The organism is Allomuricauda sp. F6463D (assembly GCF_023015965.1).
Classification (GTDB): Bacteria; Bacteroidota; Bacteroidia; order Flavobacteriales; family Flavobacteriaceae; genus Flagellimonas.
Map to the genome: position 1 here is coordinate 38,135 of NZ_JALKAN010000002.1, position 18,026 is coordinate 56,160.

The 18,026-nt window shown below is 40.1% G+C and carries 13 protein-coding genes; 2 read left to right on the forward strand and 11 right to left on the reverse strand.

What is annotated here, in order from left to right; translation table 11 throughout:
- Window positions 1–8: 8 nt before the first annotated feature.
- A complete protein-coding gene (locus tag MWU56_RS08745; RefSeq protein WP_247043780.1) occupies window positions 9–1,067 on the reverse strand; it encodes a c-type cytochrome in 1,059 nt (352 codons plus the stop codon).
- A 178-nt stretch (window positions 1,068–1,245) separates the two neighbouring features.
- Window positions 1,246–2,268 carry a Holliday junction branch migration DNA helicase RuvB gene (gene ruvB / locus MWU56_RS08750; protein WP_247043782.1) on the reverse strand — a complete coding sequence of 341 codons (1,023 nt, stop codon included), beginning with the start codon at window positions 2,266–2,268 and terminating at the stop codon, window positions 1,246–1,248.
- A 129-nt stretch (window positions 2,269–2,397) separates the two neighbouring features.
- Here ruvB and MWU56_RS08755 point away from each other — a divergent pair, with 129 nt between their 5' ends.
- Window positions 2,398–4,650, forward strand: coding sequence for an acyl-CoA dehydrogenase (locus tag MWU56_RS08755; protein WP_247043784.1), 2,253 nt, complete (start codon window positions 2,398–2,400; stop codon window positions 4,648–4,650).
- A 3-nt stretch (window positions 4,651–4,653) separates the two neighbouring features.
- Here MWU56_RS08755 and MWU56_RS08760 read toward each other — a convergent pair whose 3' ends face one another.
- From MWU56_RS08760 to MWU56_RS08800, 9 genes are all read right to left on the reverse strand, one after another.
- Window positions 4,654–5,481 carry a GIN domain-containing protein gene (locus tag MWU56_RS08760; RefSeq protein WP_247043786.1) on the reverse strand — a complete coding sequence of 276 codons (828 nt, stop codon included), beginning with the start codon at window positions 5,479–5,481 and terminating at the stop codon, window positions 4,654–4,656.
- Between the two features lie 117 nt (window positions 5,482–5,598).
- Window positions 5,599–7,422, reverse strand: a complete 1,824-nt coding sequence (locus MWU56_RS08765) for a cbb3-type cytochrome c oxidase subunit I (protein ID WP_247043788.1) — start codon at window positions 7,420–7,422, stop codon at window positions 5,599–5,601.
- Between the two features lie 35 nt (window positions 7,423–7,457).
- Window positions 7,458–8,585, reverse strand: coding sequence for a cytochrome c oxidase subunit II (locus tag MWU56_RS08770; protein ID WP_247043790.1), 1,128 nt, complete (start codon window positions 8,583–8,585; stop codon window positions 7,458–7,460).
- Window positions 8,586–8,613: 28 nt separating this feature from the next.
- On the reverse strand, window positions 8,614–9,948 hold the full coding sequence (locus MWU56_RS08775) for a quinol:cytochrome C oxidoreductase (RefSeq protein WP_247043792.1): 1,335 nt from the start codon (window positions 9,946–9,948) through the stop codon (window positions 8,614–8,616).
- 17 nt (window positions 9,949–9,965) lie between these two features.
- Entirely contained in the window at window positions 9,966–10,535 is a 570-nt protein-coding gene (locus MWU56_RS08780; RefSeq protein ID WP_247043793.1) for a c-type cytochrome, read from the reverse strand.
- Between the two features lie 4 nt (window positions 10,536–10,539).
- Window positions 10,540–11,067, reverse strand: a complete 528-nt coding sequence (locus MWU56_RS08785; RefSeq protein ID WP_247043795.1) for a DUF3341 domain-containing protein — start codon at window positions 11,065–11,067, stop codon at window positions 10,540–10,542.
- Between the two features lie 2 nt (window positions 11,068–11,069).
- Window positions 11,070–12,821 carry an NrfD/PsrC family molybdoenzyme membrane anchor subunit gene (nrfD, locus tag MWU56_RS08790; RefSeq protein ID WP_247043796.1) on the reverse strand — a complete coding sequence of 584 codons (1,752 nt, stop codon included), beginning with the start codon at window positions 12,819–12,821 and terminating at the stop codon, window positions 11,070–11,072.
- A gap of 34 nt (window positions 12,822–12,855) precedes the next feature.
- Window positions 12,856–15,978, reverse strand: coding sequence for a TAT-variant-translocated molybdopterin oxidoreductase (locus MWU56_RS08795; protein WP_247043798.1), 3,123 nt, complete (start codon window positions 15,976–15,978; stop codon window positions 12,856–12,858).
- 32 nt (window positions 15,979–16,010) lie between these two features.
- Window positions 16,011–17,372, reverse strand: coding sequence for a cytochrome c3 family protein (locus MWU56_RS08800; RefSeq protein ID WP_247043800.1), 1,362 nt, complete (start codon window positions 17,370–17,372; stop codon window positions 16,011–16,013).
- A gap of 235 nt (window positions 17,373–17,607) precedes the next feature.
- On the opposite strand from MWU56_RS08800, the gene MWU56_RS08805 reads away from it, so the two are divergent.
- Window positions 17,608–17,985 carry an SPOR domain-containing protein gene (locus MWU56_RS08805; RefSeq protein WP_247043802.1) on the forward strand — a complete coding sequence of 126 codons (378 nt, stop codon included), beginning with the start codon at window positions 17,608–17,610 and terminating at the stop codon, window positions 17,983–17,985.
- The last annotated feature ends 41 nt before the right edge of the window (window positions 17,986–18,026 follow it).

The window sequence follows — 18,026 nt, forward strand, 5'->3', positions numbered from 1 at the left end:
ATGATACACTATTTTGTTTTGATAATATCATACTCCTCTTGGTAATAATCAATTATAGGTTGAAACGGTCCTAGCTGATGTTGCTCCTCGGTAAAAGGGTCGACATAAGGACCGTAAGGAGTAGAAACTGGTTTTTTGGCCAAATCTGGAAAGTCTACTTCTCTATTAGGCTTTGTTGGACGATTTTTTTGATTGATGTATCCTGCTACGTCATAAGCTTCCTCATCGGTAAGTATGGGATTATCAAAAGTAGCACCAAAGGGCATATTCCCTTTTATAAATTGAGCAGCAGTAATCACACGGGTCATTCCGGCTCCATTATTATAGGAATCATCTCCCCATAAAGGTGGATAAAGATATAAATCATTCTCAGGCAGCCTTTGTCCTTGCCCATCGGCACCATGACAAAGCACGCAGTGTTTTATAAACACAGTTTCTCCATGTGCTAAATCAACAGCTCTTTCCGGTATCTCCACTTTCACAAATCCTTGCCCTTCAATTTTTCCGTTTGATGGTGCTGTCCGGCCCAACCAATCCATATAAGCAATCAATGCTTTCATTTCTAGGGCTGATTCCGGCATCACCTTACCATTCATGCTCCGCTCCATACACCCATTGACTCGTTCTTCGATGGTACCTATTTTATTCTCACGTCCTCTAAATTGTGGAAAACGTTTTACCACACCAATAAGGGGTGCTGCATAAGGTTTTGTTCCTCCGTCGATATGGCAACTTGCACAGGCAAGGTTGTTTCCTGCAAATATTCTTGTAGTGTCTTTCTGTTTGGGACCTATATGTACCGATGTATTTCTAAATATCTCAAAACCTAACTTGATTTCTTCATTTTTTGAAGAAGATGACAAGTTATACACATTGTAATCCATATGGTATACATCATCTAGAATTGGGGAAGTTTCATTATTAAGTCCATCAAAATAGCCTAATCCCCCCAACACAATGGCAAATGCCAACACAAATATGAGAAAAACACAAATGCTTAATTGCAAACACAATTTTTGTACTTGCTTTATCATTTTTCCTACTGCTTTTGAATTGGATGTATCCATGTATCTTTTCAGTTACCACGCTCTTTACCAAACTACATGAATTAAACTGGAAGTCGAGGCTATTAAACAACAAATTAGGAACAGTTGTATTTCACCTTAAAAACAAATTTTTCCGGAAAAACACAACAAACGTGTAAATTACAATTTTTTGTCAAATTAGGGAAGTTGAGTCCAGTTTTTAAAACAATCCTTCCTGCCCACCTCTTTGCACTTTACCTAAGTGTTTGTAGGCAAGTTCAGTTACTTCTCGGCCTCTTGGGGTACGCATTATAAAGCCTTGTTGAATTAAAAAGGGTTCGTACACCTCTTCCAAGGTTTCTGCACTTTCAGATACAGCTGTAGCCAGTGTTGTTATACCAACAGGACCACCTTTAAATTTTTCAATAATGGTGCTCAGTATTTTATTGTCCATCTCATCCAATCCGTGGGTATCCACATTTAAAGCCTTCAACCCAAATTGGGAAATTTCAAGGTCAATCTTCCCGTTTCCCTTGATTTGCGCAAAATCGCGAACCCTTCTCAATAAGGCATTGCATATTCTGGGTGTGCCCCTACTCCGCCCTGCTATTTCTATCGCTGCATCGTTTGTAATTGGAACCTTCAAGATTTCCGCACTACGTTCAACTATGGTGGACAATAGTTCGGTATGGTAATATTGCAATCGGCTTTGAATGCCAAATCGGGCTCGCATGGGTGCCGTAAGCAAACCAGACCTTGTAGTAGCTCCTATCAACGTAAAGGGACTTAAGTTTATCTGTACGGTTCGGGCATTGGGCCCCGATTCAATCATAATATCAATTTTATAATCCTCCATTGCAGAGTACAGGTATTCTTCAACGATTGGACTTAATCTATGGATTTCATCTATAAAGAGAACATCGCGCTCTTCCAAGTTGGTCAAAAGTCCGGCTAAATCGCCTGGTTTGTCCAAAACAGGCCCAGAAGTAACTTTGATATTAACACCAAGTTCATTTGCCAAAATATGGGCCAGAGTGGTCTTTCCCAATCCCGGGGGTCCGTGAAAAAGGGTATGATCTAAAGCCTCTCCCCTTAGATTGGCGGCCTGCACGAAAATCTTTAAATTTTCGAGCACTTTGGCCTGTCCCGTAAAATCATCAAAACTAATGGGCCGAAGCGCCCTTTCAATATCAAATTCTTCTGGGGACAGATTTTCGCCTGATGGATCTAAATTTTCGTTCATGGTTCAACAAATATAGTTGAAAACACAAACCACCTAAAGCCATAGTTACTAAAATACCATTAAGCATCACTTCTTAAATATCTAAACCTTAACTTAGATATGTTTTTATACACGTCAATTTAACCCTATATGATTACGACAAGTTATTCCGTTGGAATTCTACAATACATCCCTTTTTTCTATGTTATTTGGTCCGATGACCTACTCTCTGCTTCAGAAATTTCGGTTGTTCAAAAAGCAATTGAGAAGGATAGCTCTCTTACCTCAAACGAAAAAAAGCAATTGCAAAAGTGGTTGGTCAGAGAACAGCCACCTGTTGATGATGAAATAAAAAACTGGAGACAAGCAATTACCAATTCCCGCACTAAACTTATAGAGAGCGACACCTATCCCCTTTCCTCGCTTAGTAAACGATTAGTGAGTGCCAACAACCTGAACGAACAATTAAAACACATTGAGGTTCATCTGGGAATACAGCCAAATCATTACAATCATCTGTTTGATGTGGAAGTAGTCCAAGAAAAAACTTCCGATGAATATGATGCTAAAATTTTGGATGAAATCCTTAAAGGAAATCATGCTGAGGTTATAGACGGGTTTAGGAACTTTTTGGACAAGCCCGATTTTGATTGGGAACTTATTAGAAAGAAAGAAGATTTTAGAAATAGGATTTTACAACAAGTACAACTTTTAGGCAAAAAGGGGTACGGCGCCATGGCATACCCTACGGAGTATGGCGGCACCGGAAATATGCCCGCTTATGCATCTATTTTTGAGCACTTGATGTTCGTGGATGGCAGTTTGGCCGTAAAATTTGGTGTTCAGTTTGGGCTTTTCGGCGGAAGTATCCAAAAATTGGGTACAAAAAAGCATCACGACCAATATTTGACCGATGCTGGAACAACGAAACTACTGGGTTGTTTTGCCATGACAGAAACTGGGCACGGTTCTAATGTTAGAGGAATTAAAACAACGGCTACCTATGAAAAATCATCTGACTCCATTATTATTCACACACCAGGAAAAAACGATAACAAAGAATACATTGGCAATGCCCTGCATTCTAAAATAGCAACGGTTTTTGCCCAATTGATCGTAAACGGTAAAAATGAAGGAGTACATGCCATTTTAGTTCCGTTGAGAAATGAAAAGCATGAAGAGTTGGAAGGAGTTACAGTTGAGGATAACGGATACAAATTAGGTTTAAATGGAGTGGACAACGGAAAAATCTGGTTTCACAACGTAAAGGTCCCACGTGAAAATCTTTTGAACAAATACGGTGAAATATTGGAAGATGGTACGTATGATTCACCCATTAAAAATCCGAACAAACGATTTTTTACCATGTTGGGCACTTTGGTTGGAGGACGCATTTGTGTGGCTCGTGGTGCTCTTGGAGGCAGCAAAATGGCGTTGGCCATTGCTGTAAAATATGCACTGAACCGAAGACAGTTCAATGACAATGTGAAAGTACAGGAGGATCTTATCATGGACTACCCAACGCATCAATTAAGGCTCACCCCGGCAATTGCGGGGGCGTATGTGTATCATTTTACTTTAGAGGAGGTAATGAAACGTTATAGCGATGATACCCAACCTGATAAAAGAAAAATTGAAACCCAAGTGGCTGGATTAAAATCAATCATTACTTGGTTTGCCAATGATACAATTCAGGAATGCAGAGAAGCTTGCGGTGGTAAAGGGTATTTATTGGAGAACCGCATTGCAGACCTTAAAGGCGATGTAGATATTTTTACCACTTTTGAAGGTGACAACACCGTATTGCTTCAACTTGCGGCCAAAGGTATTCTTTCCGATTTTAGGGCAGAGTTCAACAGTGCCGGATTTGCATCGGTTTTAAAACTTTTACAAACTCAACTTACGGATAAGCTTACGGCTATCAACCCTTTATATTCCAATAAGGTTGATGCGGAACATTTGTACAATCCAAAATTCCATAAACATGCATTTAGCTATAGGACCAGAAGACTGACCTATACCTTAGCGATGCGTATCCGTAACTACATGAAAAAAGGAATTCCGTCCTACCAAGCATTTCTTAAAGTACAGACCCATTTATTGGCTTTAGGGAAAGCCTATAGCGTGGAACTGGCCTACACTATCTTTTGCGATAAATATGAAAATATATCGGACTTAAAGTACAAAGCGTTGATGGAGAAAACAGGCTGCCTTTACGCTCTTGATCAAATAAATTCGGATGCTAGATGGTATTTGGAACAAGGATACATTGGTAATACAAAATCAAAAGCTATCCGACAACGAGTGGAAAGGCTATCTACGGAACTACGACCTCACATTGAAGTGTTGGTGGATGGTTTCGGTATTCCCGAACATTGTCTAACTGCCCCGATTTCAAAGTAATTGTCAGTTTTGTTTTTTAATAAGTTGGGAAGTATCCAAAAACTCGTTTATGATGATTTTAGGTGTACCATAAAGGTAAATACTTGCACCTTCTGTAGCATTCAGAATTAAGTCTCCAAATGCATGTACTCTTGCATTAGCCTTACCTGTAATGGCAAGTTCACAGTAACCTATTTGCATGAGTTCACCCCTGTATTTGGCATCTTCCAACAAATTGATCTGCAGTCTTTCGGAAGTACCTTCCATTGTCAACGCTGAGCTCCCTTCCATATCCAAAACTCCCGCATTAATTTGTGCATAGACATAGGCCTGAGCTCTTTGATTCAGGTTAACGTTTAAAGAGTCAACCTCCACATGAAAATCACCCCTACTGGTATCTTCCAAGTTGATATCCATAACCGCTGCGTTAGCTTTTATATCCAACTTAGTGTTGTTGAAACCATCTATAAATAATTCATCTGATTCAATCACATCTTGAGAAGTTATACTTCCATTTTTGACAGTGATTGCCAAGAGTTCGGTATAGTTAACAGTAATCTTCAATTCTTTTTTAGCGGTAATATTATAGTAAGAGCTAATCACCAAAGTACCGTCCTTGACATCAAATTTTAGAACATCGACCAAATTATCATCAGCGATAAGATGATATCCAGGGCCTAATGATTTATTAAGGTTGATTTCAAGATCATCATTTAAAACAATGGCGTTGAACGGAGGGAGTTCTTCTGTAATCTCCGTCACTACTCGGCTACCTTTTAGTTTAGGTTTTCGTTGTGCAATGGATATAATTGGACAAAGGATAAGTAAAACTATAAGCGACTTTTTCATCATGATTGTCTTTTGAGAGAGGACTAATACTATTTAAAGATATACAATTCACCCCAAAAAGGAATCCAAAAAAAAAGCCCATCCAAAAGGACGGGCGTTTTTACACTAATATAAATCTTTTTAATGATTGAGTTCTTCTTCGTTCTCCTGAAGTGGCACGTCTTGTGGAACAAAATCCTGCCCTGCAATAATATACTCACCATTCTCGTATGTTTTACTATAATCGTAAGACCAACGATAAACATGTGGAATTTCTCCCGGCCAATTTCCATGAATATGCTCACGTGGAGTTGTCCATTCCAAAGTATTGGCATTCCATGGGTTAACGGGTCCTTTTTTACCATAAAAAATACTGGAAATAAAGTTGTAAACGAAAATCAATTGGGTGAGTGCAGCTATAATCGCGAACACTGTCATCAATACTTGAACGTTTGTCAACTCATCAAACATTGGAAATGCCGTATTTTCATAATATCGTCTTGGAACCCCTGCCATACCCACAAAGTGCATAGGGAAAAATATACCGTAGGAACATACAGCCGTAATCCAGAAATGGATATAGCCCAAGTTCTTGTTCATCATTCTTCCATGGAACATTTTTGGGAACCAATGGTAAATACCAGCGAACATACCATACAATGCTGAGATACCCATTACCAAATGGAAGTGAGCAACTACAAAATAAGTGTCGTGAACGTTAATATCCAAAGTACTATCTCCTAAAATAATACCAGTAAGACCTCCTGTGATGAATGTAGATACCATTCCTATGGAAAAGAGCATACCAGGGTTGAGTTGTAAATTCCCTTTCCACAAAGTAGTTATCCAGTTAAATGCTTTAACGGCAGATGGTATGGCGATCAAAAGTGTTGTAAACGTAAATACCGATCCCAAAAATGGGTTCATACCGGATACGAACATATGGTGACCCCATACTATAGTAGATAAAAATGCAATTGCAAGAACAGAGGCAATCATGGCTCTATAACCAAAAATTGGCTTACGGGCGTTAACGGCCATTACCTCCGAAACAATTCCCATAGCAGGCAAAATAACTATATAAACCTCAGGGTGTCCCAAAAACCAAAACAAGTGTTCATAAAGTACTGGTGAACCTCCTTGGTAATGCAAAACCTCTCCTTGGATAAAAATATCTGACAAGAAGAATGATGTACCAAAACTTCTATCCATTATCAGCAACAAAGCAGCTGAAAGTAGTACGGGAAAAGAGACGACACCGATTATGGCTGTAACAAAAAATGTCCATATGGTCAAAGGCAAACGTGTCATAGACATTCCCTTTGTTCTTAGGTTTATAACTGTAACGATATAATTTAAAGAACCTAACAAGGATGACGCAATAAATATTGCCATGGATATTAACCATAGGGTCATACCCATACCTGAACCAGGCTGTGCCATTGGCAATGCACTTAATGGTGGATATACAGTCCAACCAGCAGCTGCAGGTCCTGCTTCTACAAACAATGACATGATCATGATTACTGATGAGACGAAGAACATCCAATATGAAACCATGTTCATAAATCCGGATGCCATATCTCTTGCTCCAATTTGCAATGGAATTAAAAGGTTACTAAAAGTACCACTCAATCCCTGTGTAAGTACAAAAAAGACCATAAGGGTACCATGTATGGTAACCAATGCCAAATAGATATCGGCATCCATTACACCGTCTGGTGCCCATTTACCCAAAAACGTTTCGAAAATTCCAAAAGATTCACCTGGCCAAGCTAATTGCATTCTAAACAATATTGACATGGCTATACCAATGAATCCCATAATAAGACCAGTAATCAGATATTGCTTGGATATCATCTTATGGTCCTGACTGAAAATATATTTTGTGATGAAAGTTTCCTTATGGTGATGTCCATGATCATCGTGGTGATCATCGTGACTTACATGGGCTACTTCAGACATATTCCAATTAATTTTTTTTCGTTATTCTATTTTTGTTAGTCTACCTGGGCTGTATCGTCCAACTCAATATCAACACCTTCTTCCGTGTTGAATGCTTGCTCTTCAGTTTCATCAACCATCACAGTTTCTTTGAAAGTTTTTTGTTCTGCAAGCCAATTATTGTATTCCTCCTCGGTTTCAACTATAATCTTCAACTGCATATTATAGTGTGATTTTCCACATATCTTGTTACATAACAAAACATAATCAAACTCCCATGGATCCGAGTTGGGTTTTCCTTCGGCAGCCCTTTGCGCCCTAATTGCGTTGGTTCGTTTTACCTTATCCACTACATCAGGATTCAAACGCATTTCTTCCGTGGTTACCGTAGGCGTAAACGAAAACTGTGTAATCATTCCAGGGACACAGTTCATTTGCGCTCTAAAGTGAGGCATGTAAGCAGAGTGCAATACATCTTGAGACCTCATTTTAAAGTTTACTTTTCTTCCTACAGGCAAATGCAGTTCTTTTACTATGATATCATCCTCTGCATTAGGATCAGATTCATCCAATCCAAGTACATTGGCATTGGCAATATCAATCAATCGTACGTTGGCATCACCGAGTACATTATCTTCTCCTCCATATCTAGCAGTCCAACTAAATTGTTGAGCGTAAAGCTCTACCACCAATGGATCATCATCCTCGTTGATATCCATGATATTGGTCCATGCATACAATCCCCAAAGTATTAAACCTGCCAATACGATTACAGGAATAATGGTCCAGATAAATTCCAATTTATCGTTATCCGCAAAAAAGAGTGCTTTTTGCCCCTTTTTACCTCTGTATTTGTAACCAAAATAATGTAATAGAGCTTGGGTAATTGTTTGTACAAAGAAAATAATGGCCATAGACGCAAACATCAATTGGTCATATTCCGTACCATGTTCAGATGAGGCATCAGGCAATAATATCTTTCCATATTTAGCAAAACTAAAAATGGTTATCCCGTAAATAAAAATCAAGAAAATGAACAAAAGATAGCCATTGTACTTATTGTCAGAATCTGACGCTATCTCCGAGCGCTCTGTTTTAGTTTGCGATAATTCAAAAATCTTGGTCATCTGCCATATAGCAATCGCAACCAATACTAAAACAGTCAATGTTAATAATGCAGTCATCGTTTATCTATCTAAGACTTAAATCGTATTAATAATGAAAATGTCTACTCTCCTCTATAAATGGATTTCGTTTGGGCTGCAATGGGGCTTTTGTCAAAGCAGTAAACACCCAGTACACAAATAATCCTCCAAAGAACAAAATACCGCCAATCTCAGGAAAACCAATATACCATTGGTCACCCACTGTTGCAGGCATAACCATATTATAAATATCTAAATAATGGCCGAAAAGAACCACAACACCGGTCATAATAACAAACCAGTTCACTCTTTTATAGTCACTGTTCATAAGAACCAATAACGGGAAAACAAAGTTCAGCACCAACATTCCAAAGAATGGTAATTGATAATCTTGAAAACGAGCTATATAATAGGTTACCTCTTCGGGTATATTAGCATACCAAATAAGCATAAATTGTGAAAACCATAGATACGTCCAAAATATACTTATTCCGAACATGAACTTGGCCAAATCATGAATATGGCTATTGTTAACCTGCTCCAAATATCCTTTTGATTTTAAGTATACCGTTACCATAGCGATTACAGTAATTCCCGATACAAACATACTGGCAAATAAATACCATCCAAACAATGTACTGAACCAATGTGGGTCCAAACTCATAATCCAATCCCAAGACATCATTGATTCGGAAATGAGATAGAATACCAAGAATGCCGCTGACCATCTAAAGTTCTTTACAAAGTTGCTATTGTCATCCGACTCATCTTGTGCCAAGGATAGTTTTCTTGAATGTTGACGGTAAAAAATCCATCCACCCAAGAAAATAGCAGCCCTGATCAAGAAAAATGTTGAATCCAAATATCCAGCTTTACCTTGTAATAATTTATCGTGAGCCACAGTTTCTGCATCCATCCACACAAACATATGGTTCATGTGCATGGTAGAAAGAAGCAAGATTACAAACACTATAATCCCGCCAGGGATCAAATAAGCTGTTATTCCTTCCATTACCCTGAACAGCAATGGCGACCAACCAGCCTGTGCGGCACGTTGTATAGCGTAAAAAGCCAATACTCCCAAAGCTATCATAAAGAAAAAGAATGCAGCCACATAAAGTGCCGACCAAGGTCGGTTTTGCAACTGATGCAATAAATGTGTATCGTGAGAAGCATCATGCTCTTCGCCATGCGAAACCTCTGCGCCATGACCTTGTTCTTCTCCATTAACCACAGCTTCTTCTGCATGTCCACCGCCATGTCCATCGTCATGCGCTGCCACCATGGCCTTGGCTTCTTCCACTGTTGATGGAGCTGACAAAAAACCGATTGCCAAGAAAATAACTCCAAGCCCCATGGCAATGAAAGATCCTATTCTAAGTTTGTTTGAAAAGGTGTACATAGTCTATTCTTATCCTATTATTTTGTTAGGTCTTCCTTTAATTTCATCACATATTCGGACACTTGCCACATTTCTTTTTCATTGGCGAACTGTGCGGCATATGACCCCATGGAGTTCAACCCATAATAAATCGTGTGGTACGTAGTACCTACTGTAATATCTCTAGCCATGTCGGCATAGCTGGGAACACCCAATATTTTTTCTCTTTTTACAAGATTCCCTTGTCCGTCACCACTTGGACCGTGACAAACAGCACAGTAAATAGCATACAGCTCTGCACCTTTTGCCATATTATCTTCATGGTTCAAAGAATCCAATGGACTTGTATTCAATCTTGCAAGTTCTTTACCTTCTGGAGTGTTTTCAAACTCATAGGGCATGTATCCTCTATTTATGGTTCCCTCTACAGGCAACAGGGCTACTGTGCCATCAGGAAACAACCCATTGTCAACTCCTTGATAGGTTTCATATCCTACAGGTTCGTACATGTTTGGCATGTATTGGTAGTTTGGACTGTTTTTATCTGCACAAGAAGCTGCAAACAGCACCAAGACCAAAGCAACACTTATTTTACCTAATTGCTTCATATTATTAAGACTCCTTTTCTGTAACTTTTACTTCCACCGCACCTGTTTCCCATAACAAATCGGCAAGTTCTTGTTCGTTATCATGAATTCCCAACTCCATTAAAAAATGGTCATCAGTTGTTCGTTTATCAGGGTTTTCTGCTTTTTTAAACGGCCACATTCTACTTCTCAAATAGAAAGTGATTACCATCAAGTGGGCTGCAAAGAAAACCGTGAGCTCAAACATAATTGGCACAAAAGCGGGCATGTTTTCGATGTAGCTAAAGCTTGGCTTACCGCCAATATCTTGTGGCCAATCCTCAATCATGATAAAGTTCATCATAACAATAGCAACCGTTAATCCTAAACATCCGTAAAGGAAAGATGTAATTGCTATTCGGGTATCCGCCAGACCCATTGCCTTATCTAGACCATGTACTGGAAACGGTGTATACACCTCCTCAATATGATGGTGCTCTGCCCTAACTTTTTTTACGGCATGCATCAACACATCGTCATCGTTGTAAAGTGCTTGTATAACTTTTGATGCCATGATTATTTTTTATCGTTTAACAACTTTGCCTGACCTGCCCAATCGTCGCGTTGCGCACGACCAGGGAATGTTCCCGTAATGGAGTCCAGCAAATCATATTCTTTTTCGGTCATCCTTGCAACCTGAGCGTAGGTATATATGCCAATTTCGTTCAAGGTACGCTCCATTTCCGGCCCAACACCTTTTATCTTTTTCAAATCATCGGGTGTTTCGGTAACAGAATCAAAGGACCCAACGGCACTCAACAATTCAGACACACCCACTTTATCTCCTACAGTAGGTTTCACCTCTCCCATTAAAACATCATCCGTAATAATTTCATCTTTGCTCACCACTCTATTAACACCTTGTGGCATTTGGTACAACGGCTGACCAGAATCTCTCAACTTTTTATATTTCTCTCCAGATGCCTTCAAGATTGATTTTACTTCAGCTTGAGCGATTACCGGGAATGTTCTTGAATATAACAGGAACAGTACAAAGAAGAATCCGATAGTTCCGATAAAAATTCCAATATCCACGAACGTTGGCGAGAACATTGTCCAAGAAGATGGCAAGTAATCCCTATGCAATGAGGTTACGATAATTACGAAACGCTCGAACCACATCCCTATGTTCACCACAATAGAGATAAAGAATGAGAACATAATACTGGTTCGTAATTTTTTGAACCACATGAACTGTGGAGAGAACACATTACAAGTCATCATGGACCAATATGCCCACCAATAAGGACCTGTAGCCCTGTTCAAGAATGCATATTGTTCATACTCCACACCGGAATACCAAGCAATAAACAATTCTGTGATATAAGCACATCCCACGATAGAACCTGTAATCATGATTACAATATTCATCAATTCGATATGCTGTACTGTAATATACGCTTCTAAACTACACACTTTACGCATGATAATCAAAAGCGTGTTCACCATGGCAAAACCAGAGAAAATTGCACCAGCAACAAAGTATGGTGGAAAAATAGTGGTATGCCATCCAGGAATCACCGATGTGGCAAAGTCAAAAGATACAATGGTATGTACAGAAAGTACCAGTGGTGTGGCCAAACCAGCCAATACCAAAGAAACTTCTTCAAAACGCTGCCAATCTTTGGCTCTACCTGTCCAACCAAAGCTCAACAGGCTGTATATTTTCTTTTGGAAAGGCTTTACTGCCCTATCACGAATCATGGCAAAATCAGGCAAAAGACCTGTCCACCAAAACACCAAAGACACTGATAGATACGTTGAAATTGCAAAAACATCCCAAAGCAATGGTGAATTAAAGTTCACCCAAAGTGACCCAAATTGGTTAGGAATTGGAAGTACCCAGTATGCCAACCAAGGACGACCCATGTGAATAATTGGGAACAATCCTGCCTGAACCACCGAGAAAATGGTCATTGCCTCTGCAGAACGGTTAATTGCCATTCTCCATTTCTGACGGAACAGCAAAAGTACCGCTGAGATCAGTGTACCTGCGTGACCAATTCCCACCCACCATACAAAGTTGGTGATATCCCAGGCCCAGTTAACGGTTCGGTTAAGACCCCAAACCCCAATACCTGTGGAAACGGTATAAATGATACATCCTAGACCCCAGAGGAATGCCACTAATGCGATGGTGAAAACAATCCACCATTGTTTATTGGCCTTTCCCTCAACCGGACGGGCAATGTCCACTGTTACATCGTGGTATCCTTTGTCTCCGACCACTAAGGGCTTTCGAATAGGTGCTTCGTAATGCGACGCCATAATTTATCTTCTAGTTACTTCTTTTTTTTATTGATTAAGCCTCGTTGGTGTTTCTAACTTTTACACGATAGAAAACATTTGGTTTTGTTCCTACATGCTCCAACAAATGGTACATTCTATCATCTTCCTTCAACTCCGCCACTTTACTATCTTGATCATTGATATCCCCAAACACCATTGCACCACTGCTACAAGCTGCAGAACAGGCTGTTTGGAACTCACCATCTTTTATAACTCTTCCATCCCTCTTAGCATCCAAAATGGTCTTTTGCGTCATTTGGATACACATGGAGCATTTCTCCATTACACCTCTTGACCTAACATTTACATCAGGGTTAAGTACCATTTTACCCAAATCGTTGTTCATGTTAAAATCAAACTCATCGTTGTCACTGTACAAGAACCAGTTGAACCTACGTACTTTGTACGGACAGTTGTTAGCACAATATCTTGTACCCACACAACGGTTATATGCCATGTGATTTTGTCCTTGTCTACTGTGAGATGTAGCTGCCACCGGACAAACAGTCTCACAAGGAGCATGATTACAGTGTTGGCACATTACAGGCTGAAATGCTACTTGTGGATTGGCAGATGGATCTTCCATTTCCCTAAATCCTCCAAGTGAACCATTATCTCCCCAAAGACCATCCATATTCTCTTTCTTCTGATTATCCCCTTCAAAGGTTTCTTCGGAAGAATAATATCTATCAATTCGCAACCAGTGCATATCTCTAGAGCGACGTATTTCGAGCTTTCCTACCACAGGAACATTATTCTCGGCATGACAAGCGATTACACATGCACCACAACCGGTACAAGCGTTCAAGTCTATGGACAAGTTAAAATGATGTCCTATACTTCTATCAAATTCATCCCACAAATCAGCATCTGGAGAGGTAACTGGTATCTCATTGTGATTAAGGGTCACCTGCGGCATATGGTTCCATTCCGTATGATCTTTGGTATTGAAAATCTCCAAGGTAGTTTCCTTGATGATATCACCCCTGCCCATTAATGTCTTTTGCGATTGCACACAAGCAAACTCATGGACACCAGAAGCTTTTTCAACAGCTACAGATTGTACATCGGAGAAATTGCTATACAAAGTATAAGCATTGACTCCCGTTGCCATTTCTTCTTGCATTCCAGCTTGTTTACCGTAACCAAAAGATAGCCCAACAGTTCCCACTGCCTGACCCGGCTGTACGATAACAGGAATATTATCCAAGACTTTTCCGTCTACGGTAAGGTTCACATAATTTCCATTAAGACCTCCATCAGCCTCAATTGTATTCTCCAACCCCCAAGTTTCGGCGTCAGCTTTGGAAACAGTTACATAGTTGTCCCAAGAAACCCTTGAAATAGGGTCTGGAAACTCTTGCAACCATGGATTATTGGCCTGACGACCATCTCCCATCCCAACTTTGGAATAAAATACCAACTCAGTACCTGGACTTGTTGAATTGACCAAGGCGCGAATTGCCGAGGCAATTGGTACAATTTCTGGCTGTTCTATTCCTGAATCAGAATTAGTAGACCCCTGATTAGCATCCTCAACATTTGTTATGGCAGCTTCAAAGACACCATCTTGCAACGCTTTGTTCCAAGAGCCTCCTTGCAACACATCCGCATTCCAAGTCTCCTTAATATATTCGTAATATGTTTTCTCTACACCCATCCATGTTAAAAGTGCTGTTTGAAACTGTTTTGTATCAAACAACTCACGAATCGCAGGCTGCATTAAACTATATTGTCCTTTTTTAAATTCGGCATCACCCCAAGACTCCAAATAATGTGAAGCCGCAGCAACGTAATCCGATGACTGGGCGGTTTCGTCATTTATGTAAGCAAAGTCCACCGAAACATCTACTTGCTCAAGACCGGAAAGAAACTCCTCGGGATTTGGCAAAGTATACATAGGATTAACCCCATCCATGATCAATGCTCCTACTCGACCTGCATTCATATCAGCAATTAATTTGCCGACTTTTGCAGTATCACCTTGACGCACATATTTTGGTTGTTCAGCATCAAAAGCTTCACTTCCCAATAACTTATTGATGGCCAATACAACTGTCTGTGCATTCTCGTCGTTAAGACCACTCACCACTACAGCTTTACTACCAGCCTTTTTAATTTCGGCAGCTACCTTATCCACAGCTTCATCAACATCAGATGTTCCACCACCAACATTACTACCATTTAACTTGCCATACAATTTGGCCAGCGCAATCTTTTGCTGGGTAGGTGTCATTGGATATCGCTTATCGGCATTAGCACCAGTCAGTGACATATTGGATTCCAACTGTACATGCCTGGACATTTTCCCATCCTTTGGGATACGACCTTTGGCATAGCCAGTGTCATAACCCCCTCCTTGCCAATCACCAAGAAAATCTGCCCCAAAAGAAACAATTAGATCAGCTTTCTCAAAATCGTAATCCGCCAAGGCTCGTTCACCGTAAGCTTTAGTAAATGCATTTAAAGCAGCATCTTCAGAAATTGCATCGTAAACCACATGATTTACATTTTCACCATAAGATGCTTTAAATTCAGAAATCAATTTTGTAGTGGAAGGGCTAGCGTAGGTCTGCGTCAACAACACCACTTGCTTACTGGAACCCTTCAAGGCATTCAATTTAGCAGTAACGGCAGCATCTAAAACATTCCACTCCACTGGCTCCCCATTTGCCATAGGTCCCTGCACTCTTTTACTGTCATACAAAGACAATACAGAGGCCTGCACTCTGGCATTGGCACCGCCGTTTATTTTGGCAACGGTATTATTTTCAATCTTGATAGGCCTTCCTTCCCTAGTTTTTACCAAAATACTGGCAAAATCAAAACCATCCGCAATAGTAGTGGCGTAGTAGTTGGACACACCAGGAACAATGTTGTCCGGCTGAACCACATAAGGAATGGATTTACGAACAGGACCTTCACATGCCGCAACAGTAGCAGCGGCCGTACTGAAACCTACATACTTCAAGAAATCCCTTCGAGATGTATTGGAGGCAGACAAATTTTCCTTGTCCCCCAAAAACTCATCAACGGGAATCTCCTCTGTAAACTCGTTGTTTCTTAGCGCCTCAACAATGGAATCGTTCGGATTCAACTCCGCTTCACTTTTCCAATATTTTTTGTTTGATGCCATACGATATATCTGAGATTATCTTCTTTTAATTCTTAATAGTGACATTTTCCACACTCCAAACCACCCATCATTGCAGCGGTCAATTTCTCAACACCATACTTTTTGGACAATTCCTCATGGATTGCCTCATAGTACGCATTACCCTCAACCTTAACATCGGTCTCACGGTGACAGTTTACACACCAACCCATAGTTAATGGAGAGAATTGCTCAACAACTTCCATTTCCTCTACCGGACCATGACAGGTCTGACATTCTATTCCAGCAACGGATACGTGCTGAGAGTGATTGAAATAAGCAAAATCAGGTAAATTATGTATTCTCACCCATTCTACAGGTTGCGAATCCCCGGTATAACTTTGATTTTCCTCATCCCATCCAACGGCCTTGTACAACTTTTTAATTTCACCTGTATAAAATTCATTGGTATGCCCAGCAGCTAAATCTTCTGCAGACGGCCCCTCCGGATTACCTGCATATTCATATATAGACTTATGACAGTTCATACAAACGTTAAGCGAAGGAATGCCTGATGTCTTAGAAACTCTTGCTGAAGAGTGACAATACTTACAATCTATCTTATTGTCACCAGCATGTATTTTATGTGAAAAGTGTATAGGCTGCACAGGAGCATATCCTTGGTCCACCCCTACTTGCATCATCCATCCATAAGCAAAGTATGCACTTGCCAGAAGCAAGAACACAACACTCACCATCACTAAAAATTGATTTTGAACAAACGCCTTCCACAACGGTAAACGTTTTGCTTTCTCTTGCTCCAGAACAACACCATTTGCTTCAGCGATTCTTCTCAAGGTCTTGTTCACCAAAACCAACATTATAACCAACAGGCCAAACACCAGAACCAGCGCACCCAATATAACCTCATTGGATATTCCAGAACCAGAACCCGATGATTCACCTCCAGCAGCAGTTGCAGCAGTAGCAGCAGCCGGCGCAGGTGGCGGGGCAGCGGTATAAGCCAAAATATCATCGATATCTTGATCGGACAACGTTGGAAAAGGCGTCATTGCCGCTTGATTATACTCCGCATAAATTTTGTTGGCATAAGTATCTCCAGAAGCGATCATTGCAGGACTATTTTTAATCCATTCATAAATCCACTCCTTGTCCAATCCTTCATCCTCAGCTAACCTAGCCTCTACATTAGCCAATGCAGGACCGGTCATTTTACGCTCCATGGCATGGCATGCCGCACAATTCTGATTAAAAAGCTGTTTTCCATTCACTGGGTCGCCCCCAGTAGCTGGCTCCTCCGTAGCCACCTCGGCAACGGCTTCGACTTCTTCCTGTGCATAAAAAGGTGCGGAATACAGTAGGAGGGTTAAACCTAAAACTTTAGAAAATAGATGGCGGTATAAAACCTTTTTCATATTCATTAAATTTCTATCGAAATCTTTGGCATGATTCTTTCTATTGAGTTTGAGAGCAATAGCTTTTTACCCTACCAAGAATGGCAACAAAAGTAAGACATACAGGCATTTTTTGAAATGTTAAGGTATTTATAACTTATAATTTATAAAGATTCTAAATAACTTTGTCCCAACTTGGTTATTTTAGAATAATCTACATTTGCAATAAGCTTAAACATCACAACACTGGAACAACATGAAAACCAAGGCATTTACAGTTATTTTAATTAGTTTGGCCATCCAAGTTTCCGCCCAGGAAGCACAAGTGACCATTGAACAAGATTCAAAAATCAACGAACTGGTTAAACTTTACACCAAAGCACAAGCAAATAGTGGTTTTTATCAGATTCAGGTCGGTTTTGGCAATTACAAGAAAGCACAAGAGCTGTTGAATCAAGTTGAAATTGATTTCCCTACCTGGTATTCCAAAATAGAGTTTGAATCACCCACCTATCGCGTAAGGCTTGGTAGGTTCAAAACCAAATTGGAAGCTGAACGGAAATATTTAGAGGTTCGAAAAAAATACCCTGAAGCTATGCTTCTTAAACCCGACGAAAGAGAATCGAAGTCATAAAAAAAACCCGCTTTATTATAAAGCGGGTTTTTTTTATTTGC

Excerpts from the sequence above, each read along its gene's own strand:
- MWU56_RS08800 (WP_247043800.1), bottom strand. The coding sequence starts at position 17,372 with ATGAAAAAGGTTTTATACCGCCATCTATTTTCTAAAGTTTTAGGTTTA.
- MWU56_RS08765 (WP_247043788.1), bottom strand. The coding sequence starts at position 7,422 with ATGTCTGAAGTAGCCCATGTAAGTCACGATGATCACCACGATGATCAT.
- MWU56_RS08795 (WP_247043798.1), bottom strand. The coding sequence starts at position 15,978 with ATGGCATCAAACAAAAAATATTGGAAAAGTGAAGCGGAGTTGAATCCG.
- MWU56_RS08805 (WP_247043802.1), top strand. The coding sequence starts at position 17,608 with ATGAAAACCAAGGCATTTACAGTTATTTTAATTAGTTTGGCCATCCAA.
- ruvB (WP_247043782.1), bottom strand. The coding sequence starts at position 2,268 with ATGAACGAAAATTTAGATCCATCAGGCGAAAATCTGTCCCCAGAAGAA.
- MWU56_RS08785 (WP_247043795.1), bottom strand. The coding sequence starts at position 11,067 with ATGGCATCAAAAGTTATACAAGCACTTTACAACGATGACGATGTGTTG.
- MWU56_RS08780 (WP_247043793.1), bottom strand. The coding sequence starts at position 10,535 with ATGAAGCAATTAGGTAAAATAAGTGTTGCTTTGGTCTTGGTGCTGTTT.
- MWU56_RS08760 (WP_247043786.1), bottom strand. The coding sequence starts at position 5,481 with ATGATGAAAAAGTCGCTTATAGTTTTACTTATCCTTTGTCCAATTATA.
- MWU56_RS08775 (WP_247043792.1), bottom strand. The coding sequence starts at position 9,948 with ATGTACACCTTTTCAAACAAACTTAGAATAGGATCTTTCATTGCCATG.
- nrfD (WP_247043796.1), bottom strand. The coding sequence starts at position 12,821 with ATGGCGTCGCATTACGAAGCACCTATTCGAAAGCCCTTAGTGGTCGGA.
- MWU56_RS08770 (WP_247043790.1), bottom strand. The coding sequence starts at position 8,585 with ATGACTGCATTATTAACATTGACTGTTTTAGTATTGGTTGCGATTGCT.
- MWU56_RS08755 (WP_247043784.1), top strand. The coding sequence starts at position 2,398 with ATGATTACGACAAGTTATTCCGTTGGAATTCTACAATACATCCCTTTT.
- MWU56_RS08745 (WP_247043780.1), bottom strand. The coding sequence starts at position 1,067 with ATGGATACATCCAATTCAAAAGCAGTAGGAAAAATGATAAAGCAAGTA.